Here is a 16,982-nt window from a genome sequence, read left to right on the forward strand (position 1 = left end):
CGTCGGTGCAATATTGATCCACGGCAGGGTATTGGCACTTGGCCATCAATCCGCCGAAACTGACAGCCGTGACAGCCAGGCGTCACGCTGCCGACCCGCTCGGCGCGCTATAACCCTGCAATAGCCGAATCTTTTCCCCAGCCCCTTGGCCAAGGTGCCCGCCGCGATGCGACGTCCGTCCCGTTCCCTCGTTATCACTGCCCTGGCCCTGGTCCTGCTGGCCGCCGTCGGCACCTGGCAGGGGTTGCGCCAGCAAGCTCCAGCCAGCCGCGCCGCCAGCGCGATCCCGGTGCGGGTGGTCGCGGTGGCCCAGCAGGATGTACCGCGCTACCTCAGCGCCATCGGCTCGGTGCTGTCGCTGCACAGCGTCGAGGTCCGCCCCCAGGTCGAGGGCGTGCTGACCCAGGTGTTGGTCAAGGAAGGCCAATGGGTCAGCCAGGGCGACCTGCTGGCCACCCTCGACGACCGGGCGATCCGCGCGAACCTGGATCAGGCCCGCGCCCAGCTTGGCCAGACCCAGGCGCAGTTGCAGGTCGGCAACGTCAACCTCAAGCGCTACCAGCTGCTGAGCACCGACGACGGCGTGTCGAAGCAGACCCTCGATCAGCAGCAAGCCCTGGTGAACCAGTTGCAGGCGACCCTCAAGGGCAACCAGGCGGCCATCGACAATGCCGCGGTACAGCTCAGCTATACGCAGATCCGCTCGCCGGTCACCGGCCGCGTCGGCATCCGCAACGTCGACCCCGGCAACCTGGTGCGCACCAGCGACACCCAGAGCCTGTTCAGCGTCACCCAGATCGACCCGATCGCCGTGGAGTTCGCCCTGCCCCAGCAGCAGCTCCCCGTCCTGCAGAGCTTGCTGAAATCGCCCACGCCCGCTGAGGTCGAGGCGTACATGGACGCCGACGGCGAACGCAGCCTGCTCGCCAGGGGCCACCTGATGCTGATCGACAACCAGGTCTCGGCCACCACCGGCACGGTGCGGGTCAAGGCCGAGTTCGACAACCAGGATGGCCGCCTGTGGCCCGGCCAGCTGGTCACCGTGCGCCTGCGCACGGCAGTGGACGAGGACGCCCTGGTGGTGCCGCCGCCAGTGGTGCAACGCAGCCTCGACGGCCACTTCGTCTACCGCCTGGATGGCGACAAGGTCAGCGCCGTGCCGGTCAAGGTGGTATACCAGGACAGCACGCTGAACGTCATCGCCGGGGTCAAGGCCGGCGACCGCCTGGTGCTGGACGGCCAGTCGCGGCTCAAGCCCGGCAGCACCGTCGAGGTCACGCCCGACGCTCCGGCCCCGGCGGAAATGGCCGACCGCAGGAGCCAGCCATGAACACCCGCAACGGCGTCTCGGCCTGGTGCATCGACCACCCCATCGCCACCCTGCTGCTGACCTTCGCCCTGGTGCTGCTGGGCACCATCGCCTTCCCACGCCTGCCGGTGGCGCCCCTGCCCGAGGCCGACTTCCCGACCATCCAGGTCACCGCCCAGCTGCCCGGCGCCAGCCCAGAAACCATGGCCTCGTCGGTGGCGACGCCCCTGGAGGTGCAGTTCAGCGCCATCCCCGGCATGACCCAGATGACCAGCAGCAGCGCCCTGGGCTCGACCAACCTGATCCTGCAGTTCACCCTCGACAAGAACATCGACACCGCCGCCCAGGAAGTCCAGGCGGCGATCAACACCGCCACCGCGCGCCTGCCCCAGGACATGCCCAGCCCGCCGACCTGGCGCAAGGTCAACCCGGCCGACAGCCCGGTGCTGATCCTCACCGTCAGCTCGACGCAGATGCCCGGCAACCAACTGAGCGACTACGCCGAGACCCTGCTGGCCCGCCAGCTCAGCCAGATCGACGGGGTCGGCCTGATCAACATCACCGGCCAGCTGCGCCCGGCCATCCGCGTGCAGGCCCAGCCCGAGAAGCTCGCCGCCATCGGCCTGACCCTGGCCGATATCCGCCTGGCCATCCAGCAGACCAGCCTCAACCTGGCCAAGGGCGCGTTGTACGGCGAGCACAGCGTGTCGACCCTTGCCGCCAACGACCAGCTGTTCCACCCCGAGGACTACGCCAGGCTGATCGTCAGCTACCGCAACGGCGCGCCGGTGCACCTGGCCGATGTGGCCAAGGTGATCGATGGCGCCGAGAACGCCTATGTGAAGGCCTGGTCCGGCGACCGGCCGGGGCTCAACCTGGTGATCTTCCGCCAGCCCGGCGCCAACATCGTCGACACCGTGGACCGGGTGCTCGACGCCCTGCCGCGCTTGCAGGAGATGCTGCCGGCGGCGGTCGATGTCTCGGTGCTGCAGGACCGTACCCAGACCATCCGCGCCTCGCTGCATGAGGTAGAGCTAACCCTGATAATCGCCGTGGCCCTGGTGATCGGGGTGATGGCGCTGTTCCTGCGCCAGTGGTCGGCGACCTTCATCGTCTCCAGCGTGCTCGGCGTGTCGCTGATCGCCAGTTGCGCGCTGATGTACGTGTTCGGTTTCAGCCTCAACAACCTCACCCTGGTGGCCATCGTCATCGCCGTGGGCTTCGTGGTGGATGACGCCATCGTCGTGGTGGAGAACATCCACCGCCACCTGGAGGCCGGCGACGACAGCCGCACCGCCGCGCTCAAGGGCGCCGGCGAGATCGGCTTCACCGTGGTGTCGATCAGCTTCTCGCTGATCGCCGCGTTCATTCCGCTGCTGTTCATGGGCGGCGTGGTCGGCCGGCTGTTCAAGGAGTTCGCCCTGACCGCCACCGCGACCATCCTGATCTCGGTGGTGGTCTCGCTGACCCTGGCACCGACCCTGGCCGCGCTGTGCATGCGCCGCCCGCCCGAGGAGCAGCACGGCGGCCTCGGCCAGCGCCTGGTGCGCTGGTACGAAAAGTGCCTGGACCGGGCCCTGGCGCACCGGCGCGTCACCCTCGGCGTGTTCGGCCTGACCCTGGCGCTGGCGGTGGCCGGCTACGTGGCCATCCCCAAGGGCTTCTTCCCATTGCAGGACACCGGCTTCATCCTCGGCACCACCGAGGCGGCGGCGGATGTCTCCTACCCGGCGATGATCGCGAAACACCAGGCCCTGGCGAAGATCATCGAGGCCGACCCTGCGGTGCGCGCCTTCTCGCACTCGGTCGGCGTCACCGGCAGCAACCAGACCATCGCCAACGGCCGCTTCTGGATCTCCCTCAAGCCCCGTGGCGAACGCGACGTCTCGGCCAGTGAGTGGATCGACCGCATGCGCCCGAAACTGATGCAGATCCCCGGCATCGTCCTGTACCTGCGCGCCGGGCAGGACATCAACCTCAGCTCCGGTCCCTCGCGCACCCAGTACCAGTACGTGCTCAAGAGCAACGACGGCGTGGCGCTGAACCTGTGGACCCAGCGCCTGACCGAGCGCCTGCGCGAAAACCCGGCGTTTCGCGACCTGTCCAACGACCTGCAGCTGGGCGCCAGCGTCACCCGCATCGACATCGACCGCCAGGCCGCGGCGCGCTTCGGGCTGACCACCACCGACGTCGACCAGGCGCTGTACGACGCCTTCGGCCAGCGACAAATCAGCGAGTTCCAGACCGAGACCAACCAGTACAAGGTGATCCTCGAGCTGGACGCCCGCCAGCGTGGCAAGGCCGAAAGCCTCAACTACTTCTACCTGCGCTCGCCGCTGTCCGGCGAGATGGTGCCGCTGTCGGCCCTGGCCCATGTCGCGCCGCCCAGCACCGGCCCCCTGTCGATCAGCCACGACGGCCTGTTCCCAGCGGCCAACCTGTCGTTCAACCTGGCTCCCGGCGTGGCCCTGGGCGATGCGGTGCAGATCCTCGAACGCACCCAGCGCGAGCTGGGCATGCCCGACTCCATCGCCGGCAACTTCCAGGGCGCGGCCCAGGCGTTCCAGAGCTCGCTGTCCAGCCAGCCATACCTGATCCTCGCCGCGCTGGTGGCGGTGTACATCATCCTCGGCGTGCTCTACGAGAGCTTCGTGCACCCGCTGACCATCATCTCCACCCTGCCCTCGGCGGGCCTGGGCGCGCTGATCCTGCTGTGGCTGATGGGCCAGGACTTCACCATCATGGGCCTGATCGGCGTGGTGCTGTTGATCGGCATCGTCAAGAAGAACGGCATCCTGCTCATCGACTTCGCCCTCGACGCCCAGCGCCACCAGGGCATGACGCCCGAGCAGGCGATCCGCCAGGCATGCCTGGTGCGCTTCCGTCCGATCATCATGACCACCCTGGCCGCGCTGCTCGGCGCGGTGCCGCTGATGTTCGGCTTCGGCACCGGCGCCGAACTGCGCCAGCCGCTGGGCATCGCCGTGGTCGGCGGCCTGCTGGTAAGCCAGGCGCTGACGCTGTTCACCACCCCGGTCATATACTTGGCCCTGGAGCGCCTGTTCCACCGCCGCCGGGCCGCTGCCGCCCCCGCGCCGACCGCCAGTTGAGACAAGACCATGCGTGTGCTGATCATCGAAGACGAAGAGAAAACCGCCGACTACCTGCATCGCGGCCTCACCGAGCAGGGCTTCACCGTCGACCTGGCCCGCGACGGCATCGACGGCCTGCACCTGGCCCTGGAAGGCGACTACGCGGTGATCGTGCTCGACGTGATGCTGCCGGGCCTGGATGGCTACGGCGTGCTGCGCGCACTGCGGGCGCGCAAGCAGACACCGGTGATCATGCTCACCGCCCGTGAGCGGGTCGAGGACCGTATTCATGGCCTGCGCGAAGGCGCCGACGACTACCTGGGCAAGCCGTTCTCGTTCCTTGAACTGGTCGCCCGCCTGCAGGCGCTGACCCGACGCAGCGCCATTCATGAGCCCTTGCAGATCCAGGTGGCGGACCTGTGGATCGACCTGATGGCACGCAAGGCCACCCGCGCGGGATCGCGCCTGGATCTCACCGCCAAGGAGTTTTCGCTGCTCAGCGTGCTGGCCCGGCGCCAGGGTGAGATCCTGTCCAAGACCGCCATCGCCGAGCTGGTCTGGGACATCAATTTCGACAGCGACGCCAATGTCGTCGAGGTGGCCATCAAGCGCCTGCGCGCCAAGCTCGACGGGCCGTTCGACAACAAACTGCTGCATACCATTCGAGGCATGGGTTATGTCCTGGAGCACCGTGGGTAGCCCGGGGGGCGCTGCGCGCCCCACTCGTGACGCAAGGCCGCTCCCACAGCGGCTCGCGGTCTCTTGTGGGAGCGGCCTTGTGTCGCGAAAGGGCTGCAGAGCAGCCCCAGGGAGCGACAGCCCATGAACCTTTTCCGAAGCAAACCCGGCAACTCCATCGCCCTGCGCCTCTCGGCGCTGTTCACTCTGGTGGCCCTGGCCGTGTTCGTGCTGATCGGCAGCGCCCTGTACCGCCAGGTCGACCGCAGCCTCGACCTGCTGCCGGCCGCCGAACTGGACGCGCGCTTCAGCGTGCTCGAATCCACCCTCAACCGCTACGGCACCCCCGAGCACTGGGCCAAGATCAACAACAAGCTCAACCTGCTCAGCGAGGAAGACCGGCGCATCCGCTTCTGGGTGGTGAGCAGCAACCCGGCCTTCGAGTACGGCCATCCCACCGAGCAGGTGCGCGGCTTCGCCGAGGGCGCGCCGGGCATGCGTGACCTGCGCCTGAGCGACAGCCCCTACCCGTACAAGGTGCTGGTCAGCGAACTGCCGGCGCTGGGTGAGCGCCCGCCGCTGCGCTTTCTGATCGGCATCGACACCGAGACCTTCTGGCAGGCCCAGCACAGCTTGCTGGTGGCCATCGTCGGCCTGGCCGCCCTCGGCGTGCTGCTGGCCTCGCTGCTCGGCTACTGGGTCGCGCGCATCGGCCTCAGGCCCCTGCTGGCGCTGTCGGACGAAGCCCAGGCCCTGGCCCCCCCGCGCCTGGACGACCGCCTGCAGACCCGCGACCTGCCGCCGGAGCTGGCGCAGTTCGCCGGCGCCTTCAACGCCGCCCTCGACCGGGTCAGCCAGGCCTATTCGCAACTCGAGGCCTTCAACGCCGACGTCGCCCACGAACTGCGCTCGCCGCTGACCAACCTGATCGGCCAGACCCAGGTCGCCCTGACCCGCGGGCGCAGCGCCGAGCACTACTTCGAGGTGCTGCAATCGAACCTCGAAGAGCTGGAGCGGCTGCGCAGCATCATCAACGACATGCTGTTCCTGGCCAGCGCCGACCAGGGCGGCAAGGCCACTTCGCTGACCAGCGCCTCGCTGGCGGAGGAAGTGGCCACCACCCTCGACTACCTCGACTACATCCTCGAGGACGCCCAGGTCAGCGTCAGCGTCAGCGGCGACGCCCAAGCCTGTTTCGAAAAGGCCCAGCTGCGCCGGGCGCTGATCAACTTGCTCAACAACGCCGTCCAGCACACCGCGCCGCACCAGGTGATCCAGGTGCGCATCGAGGCGGGCGAGGAACAGGTCAGCATCGCGGTGAGCAACCCAGGGCCGGCGATTGCCGACGAGCACCTGCCGATGCTGTTCGAGCGCTTCTACCGAGTGGATGCAGCGCGTGCCAACAGCGGCGGCGGCAACCACGGACTGGGCCTGGCCATCGTCAAGGCGATCGCCCTGATGCACGGTGGCAGTGTTTTCGTGCACAGCCAAGCCGGCGCCAATACCTTCGGCATTAACCTGCCGAACGCTCAACTACGCGGGTTTGCGGTAAAAGTCTGAGTGTTTTTGCCGCGATCATTACTTTTTGCGCAATAGTGCTTATCTGAACAGCCTCTGTTTCCCCGCTGTTTACAGGACTAACTTTAGCCCTGTCTCCATTAGCACTTGCCACGCAAGAAGGTTGCATCAAATGTCCAACAGTATGGGTATTGCCAGCGTGTTCGTCCTGTCTTCCCTGTTGTTGTCGCCCCTGGCCATGGCCGAAGAATCCCCGGCCTTCGTTGCCCGTAACGCCGAACTCGCCGCAGTTCACCAGGAGGCGCGTGACGCTTACGCCGCACAGCAGTCCGCTGCGGCAAAAGACGCACAGCAGACAGCCTCCAAGGTATCTGTCGATACCGATGCCGATAGTTGACCGGCCACGTCAACTGTTTCCAGTTTTCCCTGGGCTACACCATGGGCACTGCCTGTGACGATATGTTAGCCTTTCAAAGCCGCTGCCTTTCAGCGGCTTTTTTTATGCGTCGAAAATATCAGCCTGGCTGTTACGTCTCTAATAAGAACTTGCAGACACGACAATAAAAAACTGCCCCATCGCTTGACCAAAGGAGTGTGTACCGGTGTCTTTTGCGTTTCGTTTCACCCCGTTGTTCGTTGCATTGGCCGCAACGATGCCCATGGCCGCACAGGCCGATGAAGACAAGGCTGATGGCTTCATCGAGGGTTCCACGCTGAACCTGCATTTCAGAAATGCCTACTTCAACCGCAACGAGAAGAATGCCTCGATCAAGGACAAGCGCGAGTGGGGCCAAGGTGCCGTCACCCGCTTCGAGTCCGGCTACACGCCCGGCGTGATCGGTTTCGGCCTCGACGCCCACGCCATGGTCGGCCTGAAGCTGGACGGCGGCGGCGGCCGCGCCGGCACCTCGATCCTGCCGAGCGCGCCGGAAGACAAGGCACGCCATGCCTTCTCCACCGCTGGCGGCGCGATCAAGCTCAAGGGCTTCGATACCGAGTTCAAGGCCGGTGACCTGTTCCTCACCAACCCGGTGATCGCCGGTGGCGAAAGCCGCATGCTGCCGCAGACCTTCCGCGGCGTCGCCGTGACCAACCGCAGCATCGACGGGCTGATGCTCGAAGGCGGCAAGGTCAGCTTCACCAAGCCGTACAACCAGAGCGGCCACCGCCGCATCAACACCTACTACAGCAACCAGACGCCCGAGCAGGACAGCCAGAACCTGAGCTGGGCCGGTGCGTCCTGGAGCGGCACCGAAGGCGTCACCGCCAACGTCTACGCCGCCGAGCTGAAGGACATCTGGAACCAGTACTACGCCGACTTCGACTACACCTACGCGGTCAACGACCTGGTCAGCCTGAACCCTGGCGTGCACTTCTATCACACCCAGGACACCGGCCAGTCGAAGCTGGGCGACATCGACAACAACACCTGGAGCGTGCACTTCACCGTCGCCGCCGGGTACCACAGCGTCACCGCCGCCTACCAGCGGGTCAACGGCGACACGCCGTTCGACTACATCAACCTGGGCGACAGCATCTTCCTCGACAACTCGCGCATGTACTCGGACTTCAACGCACCGAACGAGCGCTCGTGGAAGCTGCAGTACGACTATGACTTCGCCGGCCTCGGCATGCCGGGCCTGAGCACCTCGCTGTCGTACTCGCGCGGCAAGGCCGACCTGACCAAAGCCAGCCAGGACACCCAGTACTACGCTTTCTATAACGCCGACGGCGAGAATGCCCGGCACTGGGAGCGTGACTTCGACGTGAAGTACGTATTCCAGCAAGGCCAGCTGAAGGACCTGTCGGTGCTGCTGCGCTATGCCACGCACCGGGCCAACGCGGCGTACTCGAACATCCAGGACAACAACGAATTCCGCGTGATCGTGGATTATCCGTTGAACGTGTTCTGATCTGAAACCGATCGCGGGGCAAGCCCGCTCCCACGACCATGACCTGGCCTTGGCCTTGGCCTTGGCCTTGGCGAATGGTGGGAGCGGGCTTGCCCCGCGATGGGCCTACTGAATCATTTCCGTCGGCCAAATCAGCTTTGATCTTGTCCGACAATCCCGCGTTGCCTAAAATACTGCCGCCGCTTTCCGGCCCACTCCCCATGGATCCCGGGGCTTATGCAGTTGCGAGCATGACGTTGCCCACCCGATCACCACGATCCGCCCTGTACAAGTCACACCCCGAGCTGGTCCTCAACCTGGGCAGCTGCCTTGCCGTGCTCGCCATCGTGGCCATCGTCAGCTACCTGCTGGCCCGTGAGCGCGACAGCGTCGAGCAGTCGGCGATGCGCTCGTCGAGCAACATCGTGCAACTGATCGAAAGCGACATCCTGCGCAACGTCGAACTCTACGACCAGTCGCTCAAGGGCCTGATCTGGGCCGTGCAGCACCCCGAGCTGCTCAACGTGCCCGCCAAGCTGCGCCAGCAGATCCTCTTCAACCAGGCCTTCTCAGCCCCGGTGCGCGGCGACATCCTCTGGCTCGATGCCAAGGGCGACGTGCTTGGCGACTCCACCAGCGTGGTGCCGCGCCAAGCCAACTTCGCCGACACCGTGCCCTTCCAAGCCCACCGCGACCGCCCGGGCCTGGGCCTGCTGATCAGCCCACCGTTCAAGGCGCGGCTGGGCAACCTGGACTGGTGCATCAGCTTCAGCCGGCGCATCTCCGGCGCCAACGGCGAGTTCCAGGGCCTGGCCGCCGGGGCCCTGCGCCTGTCTTACTTCAACGAATTGTTCCAGCGCCTGGACATCGGCGTGGACAGCAGCATCAACCTGCTCAACACCGACGGCCAGCTGCTGGCGCGCCAGCCGACCCGGCCGCAGGATCCGTTGATCGGCACCAGCTTCAGCGAGCGCCCCAACTTCAAGCGCATCCTCGAGGAGCGCAGCGGCAGCTTCACCGCCCACTCAACGGTCTATGAAGGCCTGCGTATCTACACCTTCGCCCGGGTAGCCGACCTGCCGCTGATCGTGCTGGTGGCGCACTCGGCCGACGAGGTGTTCCAGTCGTGGCGGCGCACCGCGATCGTGGTCAGCGTAGCCACCGGCGTGCTGTGCATCGGCATCCTCTGGCTGACCCTGCTGCTGGGTCGTGAACTGCGCCGTCGCCACGATGCCGAGCAAGGCCTGGCCACCCTCGCCGCCACCGACAGCCTCACGGGCCTTGCCAACCGCCGCCGCCTGGATCAGGTGCTGCGTCAGGAATGGGCGCGGGCGCAGCGAAACCGCAAACCACTGGCGGTGCTGATGGTGGATGTGGATCACTTCAAGGCATTTAACCAACGCCACGGCCATGCGGGCGGCGACCATGTGCTGCGCGAGGTGGCCACGACCCTGGAGCTGTGCATCCGGCGCCCGGCGGACCTGGCGGCGCGCTATGGCGGTGAGGAATTCCAGGTGGTGTTGCCGGAGACTAACCTGGCGGGTGCGCGGCTGCTGGCCGAGCGCATTCGCGCCAGCGTAGAGGCGATGCCGCCGTTCGGCGATGATGAGCGATCAGTGACGGTCAGCATAGGAATCGGCTTGTATGTACCGGGCACCGCGCAGGATCTGTCGGCACTGCTGGCCGATGCGGATGAGGCGTTGTACCGCGCCAAGGCCAATGGCCGTAATCGGGTGGAAGGGCCTGAGGCTTGAGGCGCTGGGCCGCTATGCGGCCTTTCGCCGGCAAGCAGGCTCCCACAACGACCACATCAAAATGCAGCCATGTGCCATCTCGTGAGAACCGGCTTGCCAGCGAGAGGGCTGCAGAGCAGCCCCTCAAACTCAAGACTGAGCGCGAGCTGTGTTACGCAGAGCCTTCACCTGGTCATGGTTGCGCTGCACACCCTGCAGTTGCTTCTCTACCAGTGCATAGCTCTGGTCATTGACCGAGCGCCCCAACTTGACCAGCTTCTCACGGGCCTCTTTGTAGGCCTTGAGCGCATGGTCTTCACCGCGCTCCACCTCGTTTAGCACCGCCTCTTCATCCTTGCCGGTGACCATTGACTTGAGGTTGACCCAGCCACGGTGCAGGTCGCCGCTGATGCTGGTGCTGGTCTCTGGATCGCCACCCAGCCGGCGCACTTCGCTCTGCAGCTCGGCCGCAGCAGTGGCGCACTCGCTGGCGCGCTGTACGAAGAAGGCTTTGAGTTGGGGATTCTTCACATCCTCGGCAGAGGTCTTGAAGCCTTTCTCACCATCCTTGCTGTACTCGATCAGGTCGTTGAGTACGTCAATCGTGTCTTTGTTGGGATTGCTCATGGCAACAAACTCCTTGGCAGGTGATAGTCACCTTTACCGGAGCAGACTTCGTGCCAGGCTAATGAATAGAAAAATAACTATAAAAATCAACAAGTTGAACTAAACAATCAAAAGCCTGAAAACGGCGTTCTGCATGATCGCCGCTTGGGTCGTCGTGCAGTTTGCAGTATGGTCCGCGCTCAACCCGCCACAGGCCGATGCTCGATGAAACCTGAAACCCTGCAACTGCTGGTCACCCGCACCATGCCCTTCGGCAAGTACCAGGGCCGTATCATTGCTGACCTGCCGGGCGACTACCTGGCGTGGTTCGCCCGCAAGGGCTTCCCGCCCGGGGAGCTGGGCGGGTTGCTGGCGTTGATGCATGAGATCGACCACAACGGGTTGGGTGATCTGCTGAAACCGTTGCGGGGCAAGCCCCGGGGGTGACGGCCCCGGTGTAGGAGCGGCCTTGTGTCGCGAACGGGCCGCAAAGCGGCCCCTCGATTTCAGCGTTCATGCAACAATCGCCGGGGCCGCTTCGCGCCCCGTTCGCGACACAAGGCCGCTCCTACAGGGACAGCACGGGGCCCGGGCGGGCGTACCTACCCCTTGGCCGGCGCCACCACCATCTCCACCTGTTCGCTCTTCTTGATCACGGCATACACCACCGCCGTCAGCAGACTGCCGGCCACGATCGCCAGCAGGTACAGCAGCGCATGGTTGATCGCGTTGGGGATCAGCAGCACGAACAGGCCGCCATGGGGCGCCATCAGCTTGCAGCCGAAGTACATCGACAAGGCCCCGGTCAGCGCGCCACCGGCGATGCTCGCCGGGATCACCCGCAACGGATCCTTGGCGGCGAACGGAATCGCCCCTTCAGAGATAAAACACAGCCCCAGCGCCAGCGCGGCCTTGCCGGCCTCGCGCTCGCTCTGGGCAAATTTGCGCCGGGCCAGAAAGGTGGCAATGCCCAGGCCGATCGGCGGCACCATGCCGGCGGCCATGGTCGCGGCCATTGGCGCATAGCTCGACGACGCCAGCAGCCCTACCGAGAACGCATAGGCGGCCTTGTTGATCGGTCCGCCCAGGTCCACACACATCATGCCGCCGAGCAGCAGCCCGAGCAGAATTGCGTTGGTGGTGCCCATGCTGTCGAGAAAATGGGTCAGCCCTTCAAGCATGGCGGCCACGGGCTGGCCGACCACGTAGATCATCACCAGGCCGGTGAACAGGCTGGCCAGCAGGGGGATGATGAGGATCGGCTTTAGCGCGTCGAGGCTGCTGGGCAGTCGCACCCAGCGGGCGATGGCCTTGGCGCTGTAGCCGGCCAGGAAGCCGGCGACGATGCCGCCGATGAACCCCGCCCCCAGCGTGCTCGCCAGCAGGCCGCCGATCATCCCGGGCGCCAGGCCCGGGCGGTCGGCGATGGACCAGGCGATGTAGCCGGCGAGCAGCGGCACCATCAGCTTGAACGCCGCCTCGCCGCCGATCTGCATCAGCGCGGCGGGCAACGTACCGGGCTCCTTGTAGGCCTCGATACCGAACACGAACGACAGCGCGATCAGCAGGCCGCCGGCCACCACCATCGGCAGCATGAACGACACCCCGGTCAGCAGGTGCTTGTAGACGCCAGTCTTCTCGGCCTGCTGCACCGCGCCAGGCGCCCCCCCCGCAGCCTCTACCTTGCCCTCGGCCAGCGCCTTGTCCAGCGTGGCGCGGGCCTGCTTGAGGGCAATGCCGGTACCGCAGCGGTAGATGCGCTTGCCGGCGAAACGCGCAGCCGGCACCTCGATATCGGCGGCCAGCAGCACCACGTCGGCCTCGGCGATGGCCTCGGCCGGCAGCGGGTTACGCGCGCCAACCGAGCCCTGGGTCTCCACGGTGAGCTGGTAGCCCATGGCCTGCGCCGCCTGTTGCAGCGCTTCGGCGGCCATGAAAGTATGGGCCACGCCGGTCGGGCAGGCGGTCACCGCGACGATTTTCGGCGCGCTGCCCAGTGGAGCCGGTGTCGCCTCGTGCACCCGAGCCTCGGCGGCGGCTTGGTCAAGAAACCCCTCGCGGTCCGCCAGTGCCTGGGCCGGCGTGCTCTGGTACACGCGCTTGCCCGCGAAGCGCGCCAGGTCCAGCGCCCCGGTGCTGACCACCAGCACCCAGTCGGCCTGTGCAATCTGCGCCATGGTCAGGCGGCGCTCGGGGTGCTCGGCATCCTGCACCTCGACACTGGTGCTCCAGCCCCGACGCTGGGCCGCGGCGGCCAGCAGGCGGGCGCTGAGCACGCTGGACACCTGCCCGTTGGGGCAGGCAGTGACAATGGCAATGTTCATCAGCAACCCTCTTCTTGTTGTTCTACCAGGTGCACGGCGGCCTCCAGGCGGGCCAGTTGCTCGCGATCCTGGATGCCGAAGCCGACCTGGGTGACCGCCTGGGCGGCGATGGCGGTGGCACGGCGCAAGGTGGCGGCGGGCGCCTCGGCCTGGAGCAGGCCATGGACCATGCCGGCGACCAGCGAATCACCGGCGCCGACGGTGCTGGCGATGTGCACCTTCGACGGCTGCGCATGCAGCGCCAGGCCGGCGGCGAACCAGGTCACGCCCTGCTCGCCCTGGGACACCACCACATGCTCGACACCGCTGGCCAGCAAGCGCTGCGCAGCGGCGCGCTGGCCGGCCGGGTCAAGCACGGGCTGCCCAAGCACCTCGCCCAGCTCCTCGGTATTGGGCTTGACCAGCCAGGGCGCGGCCTCAAGGCCGGCACGCAAGGCTTCGCCGCTGCTGTCCAGGGCCACCTTCAATCCCTGTGACTTGAGCATGAGCAGCAACTCGCGCAGCCATTCGGGGCTGACCCCCTGTGGCAGGCTACCGGCCACCACCACGGCGTCATGCCCCGGGGCCACCTCGGCCAGTCGGCGCAGCAAGGCGTCGCGGGCGGCCTCGTCGACCTGCGGCCCCGGCCCGTTGATATCGGTGACCTGGCCATCGGCCTCGACCAGCTTGATGTTGCTGCGGGTCTCGCCGGGCACGCGGACGAAGCAGTCGGCGAACCCACGCCAGGCAATCAGCGCCTCGAACGGCGCCAGGTTGTCGAGCCCGAGAAAACCGCCGACGGTCACGCTGTGGCCCAGGTCGGCCAGCACCTGGGCGACGTTAAGCCCCTTGCCGGCGGCATGGCTGTGCTGAGCCTGGCTGCGGTTGACCGCGCCGGGGCGCAGGCGCTCGAGGCTGATAGTGATATCCAGCGCCGGGTTGAGGGTAAGGGTGAGGATCTTGGCCATCAGTAACGCTCCACCAGCGCCCGGACTGCCTCGGCGCTGTCTTGTTGCAGGGCCTCGCGCGCCAGGGCGCGTGCCGTCGAAAGGTCGGCCTGGCGTACCAGAGCCTTGACTTCAGGGATGCTGCGGGCGGCGACGCTCAGCTCGTCCACCTCCAGGCCCAGCAGCACGGCGACGGCCTGCGGATCGGCCGCCAGTTCGCCGCACACGCCCACCCACTTGCCCTGGGCATGGGCGGCGCGCACGGTCATGTCGATCAGGTTGAGCACCGCGGGGTGCAGGCCGTCGGCCTGGGCCGAGAGGCTCGGGTGGCCACGGTCGATAGCCAGGGTGTACTGGGTCAGGTCGTTGGTGCCAATGCTGAAGAAGTCCACCTCGCGGGCCAACTGCGGCGCCAGCAGGGCGGCCGACGGTACCTCGACCATGATGCCCACCTGCAGGTCGGCCACTGGAACCTCCTGGCGCAGCCGCTCGACCATGGCCTTGGCGGCACGCCATTCATGGAGCTGACCGACCATGGGGAACATGATGCGCAGCGGGCGATTGTCCGCTGCGCGCAGCAGGGCCCGCAGCTGGTCTTCCATCACTTGCGGGCGTTGCAGGGTCAGGCGCACGCCGCGCACGCCGAGGAACGGGTTCTCTTCCGCCGCGATCGGCCAGTACGGCAAGGGCTTGTCGCCGCCCACATCAAGGGTGCGCACCACCAGCGGGCGCCCGCCCAGGCCGTCGAGCACCCGGCGGTACTCGGCCTCCTGGGTGGCCACATCGGGCAGTTGCGGGTGGGCCATGAAAATCAGCTCGGTGCGCAGCAGGCCGACGCCTTCGGCGCCCTGTTCGACGACTTTGCCGATGCCGCTGCTTTCGCCGATGTTGGCGAACACTTCGACGGCGTGGCCGTCGCGGGTCAGGGCCGGCTCATGGCGGTTGGCCCAGGCGATCTGCAAACGCCGCTCGCGGGCATCACGCTCGGCCAGCGCCCTTTGCAAGCGGGCCTCGGGCGGCGCGACCTCGACCTGCCCGCGCTGGCCATCGAGCAGCAGTGGCGTGCCGTTCTCCAGCAGCAGCACGGCCGCGCCGGCCCCGACCACCGCCGGGATGCCCAGCGCCCGGGCGACGATCGCGCTGTGGGCCGTGGCGCCGCCCTGGGCGGTGACGATGCCGGCGACCCGCGCCGGGTCCAGGCGCGCCACATCGGACGGGCCCACCTCGGCCATCACCAGCACGTAGGGCTGCTCGGGCTCGACCACCGTCTGCACGCCACACAACTGGGCCAGCACACGGCGACCGATATCGCGCAGGTCGGCGGCGCGCTCGGCCAGCAGGGCGTCGTGCAGCGCCTCCTGCTGGCGGGCGGCGCTCTCGATCACCGCCATCCACGCGGCGGCGGCGCTCTCGCCCTGGGCCAGGCGCACCTCGACATCATCGGTCAGGGCCGGATCGGCCAGCATTTCCTGGTGGGTGATGAAGATTTCGCCGATGGCCTTGTCGCTGCGTTGCACCAGGGCCTGCAGGTCGGCGTGCACCTTGTCGATGGCCACTCGCAACCGGGCGCGTTCCTGGCCCGGCGACTCGCCGCGCAGCGGGTAGTCGATCTCGCGCTCGACGCACACATGGGCCGGGCCACTGGCAATGCCCGGCGCGGCCGCGACACCCTGCAGGGTGCTGCCGGGCGCCGGAGCCTGAAGGGTTTCGATGGGTGGCTGCTCCACAGCTGCCGTTTGCGGCAAGGGCTCGACCTCCTCGCCCAACCCCTGCTCGATGGCGGCCAGCAGCACCGGCAAGGCATCGGCGGCAACGCCAGGTTCGGCGATCAGTTCCAGCACCTGGCCACGGCGAGCGCCGAGGCTCAGCAGCTTGCTCAGGCTCTTCACCGAGACGGCGGGCTGGGCGCTATCATGCAGGCGGATGCGGATCTCGCCCTCGAAGCCCTTGGCCAACTGCGCCAGCGCCTTGGCCGGACGCGCATGCAGGCCATGGGCGTTGGCCAGCACCACCCGGGCGCTGGGCCAGTCGGCGGGCGCCTCGCCGCCGAGCACTTCGAGCACGGCGCGGCTGCTGGTGGCCTGGTAGAGCATCTGCCCACGGCCCTCGATCAGCACCTCGCACAAGCGCTCGAGCAAGGCCTGGTGGGCGGCGCCGAGGCTGGCCAGGCAGAACAGGCCATTGAGCGGCTGGTCGCGGTAGCGCAGTGGCTGCTGTGGAGTAACGAAGGCCAGGCCCGGTTGACGCACCTCGCGTTCACTGTGCAGCCACCACAGGCCTTCGCCCAGCGGCAGCGGCTCGGTCTGCTGCAGCACGGCGGCAAAGCCGCTGTCGGCACAGCCGCCGCGTTGCAACAGGCGGGCGCCGCGCCAGGCCAGCTCGTCGAAATCTTCCGCCGCCAGGTTGAGGCCGACCAGTTGGGCATCCAGCGCCAGCTCGCGCGGCGCGCCCTGCAGCAGTTTGAGCAGCGCCTCGGCGGAGCTGGCCCGGCGCAGCGCCTCGGCCAGGTCGGTTTCGCCCAAGGCACGGGTCAGCAACTGCAGCAGACGCAGGTGTTCATCGGAGCGGGCGGCGATGCCGATGGCCAGGTAGACGATCTGGCCGTCGCCCCAGTCCACGCCATCGGGGAACTGCAGCAGACGCACACCGGTGGCGTACACCAGCACGCGGGTCTGCGGCGTGCCGTGGGGGATGGCGATACCCTGGCCGAGGAAGGTCGAGCCCTGCGCCTCCCTGGCCTGCAGCCCCGCCAGGTAGCCCTCGGCGACCAAGCCATCGGCAACCAGTCGATCGGCCAGCAACGCCAGTGCCTCGCCCTTGTCGGCGGCACGCTGGCCCATGGCAATCTGCTCCACGGCAAGCTCGAGCATGACCCTCTCCTTTTGCGGCAGCCCTGTTGGCTAC

General features: G+C 67.1%; 12 protein-coding genes. 8 read left to right on the plus strand and 4 right to left on the minus strand.

The features are described from left to right. The first annotated feature begins 166 nt into the window (after positions 1 to 166). From AC25ND_RS04520 to AC25ND_RS04550, 7 genes are all read left to right on the plus strand, one after another. Complete coding sequence (locus AC25ND_RS04520) at positions 167 to 1,330, plus strand: efflux RND transporter periplasmic adaptor subunit (protein WP_186594250.1); 1,164 nt, start codon at positions 167 to 169, stop codon at positions 1,328 to 1,330. Continuing rightward, positions 1,327 to 4,419: a multidrug efflux RND transporter permease subunit gene (locus AC25ND_RS04525; protein ID WP_186594248.1), complete on the plus strand. Its 3,093-nt coding sequence runs from the start codon at positions 1,327 to 1,329 to the stop codon at positions 4,417 to 4,419. The genes AC25ND_RS04520 and AC25ND_RS04525 overlap by 4 nt, the downstream gene beginning before the upstream one ends. A gap of 9 nt (positions 4,420 to 4,428) precedes the next feature. Continuing rightward, positions 4,429 to 5,100, plus strand: a complete 672-nt coding sequence (locus AC25ND_RS04530) for a heavy metal response regulator transcription factor (protein ID WP_028689812.1) — start codon at positions 4,429 to 4,431, stop codon at positions 5,098 to 5,100. A 123-nt stretch (positions 5,101 to 5,223) separates the two neighbouring features. Next, entirely contained in the window at positions 5,224 to 6,639 is a 1,416-nt protein-coding gene (locus AC25ND_RS04535) for a heavy metal sensor histidine kinase (protein WP_186594246.1), read from the plus strand. A gap of 130 nt (positions 6,640 to 6,769) precedes the next feature. Beyond that, positions 6,770 to 6,994, plus strand: coding sequence for a hypothetical protein (locus AC25ND_RS04540; RefSeq protein ID WP_023631633.1), 225 nt, complete (start codon positions 6,770 to 6,772; stop codon positions 6,992 to 6,994). Positions 6,995 to 7,199: 205 nt separating this feature from the next. Next, a complete protein-coding gene (locus AC25ND_RS04545; protein ID WP_486976123.1) occupies positions 7,200 to 8,510 on the plus strand; it encodes an OprD family porin in 1,311 nt (436 codons plus the stop codon). Positions 8,511 to 8,746: 236 nt separating this feature from the next. Continuing rightward, positions 8,747 to 10,243: a sensor domain-containing diguanylate cyclase gene (locus AC25ND_RS04550; protein ID WP_186594429.1), complete on the plus strand. Its 1,497-nt coding sequence runs from the start codon at positions 8,747 to 8,749 to the stop codon at positions 10,241 to 10,243. A gap of 129 nt (positions 10,244 to 10,372) precedes the next feature. Here AC25ND_RS04550 and AC25ND_RS04555 read toward each other — a convergent pair whose 3' ends face one another. Further along, positions 10,373 to 10,849, minus strand: coding sequence for a ferritin-like domain-containing protein (locus tag AC25ND_RS04555; protein WP_062363999.1), 477 nt, complete (start codon positions 10,847 to 10,849; stop codon positions 10,373 to 10,375). 204 nt (positions 10,850 to 11,053) lie between these two features. Between AC25ND_RS04555 and AC25ND_RS04560 the strand changes: the two genes are divergently transcribed. Continuing rightward, positions 11,054 to 11,275 carry a DUF3820 family protein gene (locus AC25ND_RS04560; protein ID WP_062363998.1) on the plus strand — a complete coding sequence of 74 codons (222 nt, stop codon included), beginning with the start codon at positions 11,054 to 11,056 and terminating at the stop codon, positions 11,273 to 11,275. A 155-nt stretch (positions 11,276 to 11,430) separates the two neighbouring features. Here the strand turns inward: AC25ND_RS04560 and AC25ND_RS04565 are convergent, their stop codons facing one another. From AC25ND_RS04565 to ptsP, 3 genes are read right to left on the minus strand one after another with little or no spacing between them, the layout of a single operon-like run. Beyond that, positions 11,431 to 13,152 (minus strand): PTS fructose-like transporter subunit IIB, encoded by a 1,722-nt coding sequence (locus AC25ND_RS04565; protein WP_028689819.1) that lies wholly within the window; start codon positions 13,150 to 13,152, stop codon positions 11,431 to 11,433. Next, the gene (gene pfkB, locus AC25ND_RS04570; protein WP_182322070.1) at positions 13,152 to 14,099 is read right to left on the minus strand and encodes a 1-phosphofructokinase; all 948 of its coding nucleotides are present in this window, start codon (positions 14,097 to 14,099) and stop codon (positions 13,152 to 13,154) included. Before pfkB ends, AC25ND_RS04565 begins: the two co-directional genes overlap by 1 nt. Continuing rightward, positions 14,099 to 16,948: a phosphoenolpyruvate--protein phosphotransferase gene (ptsP, locus tag AC25ND_RS04575; protein WP_186594238.1), complete on the minus strand. Its 2,850-nt coding sequence runs from the start codon at positions 16,946 to 16,948 to the stop codon at positions 14,099 to 14,101. Before ptsP ends, pfkB begins: the two co-directional genes overlap by 1 nt. Positions 16,949 to 16,982 lie beyond the last annotated feature (34 nt).

It is taken from the genome of Pseudomonas sp. P110(2024), assembly GCF_057480795.1.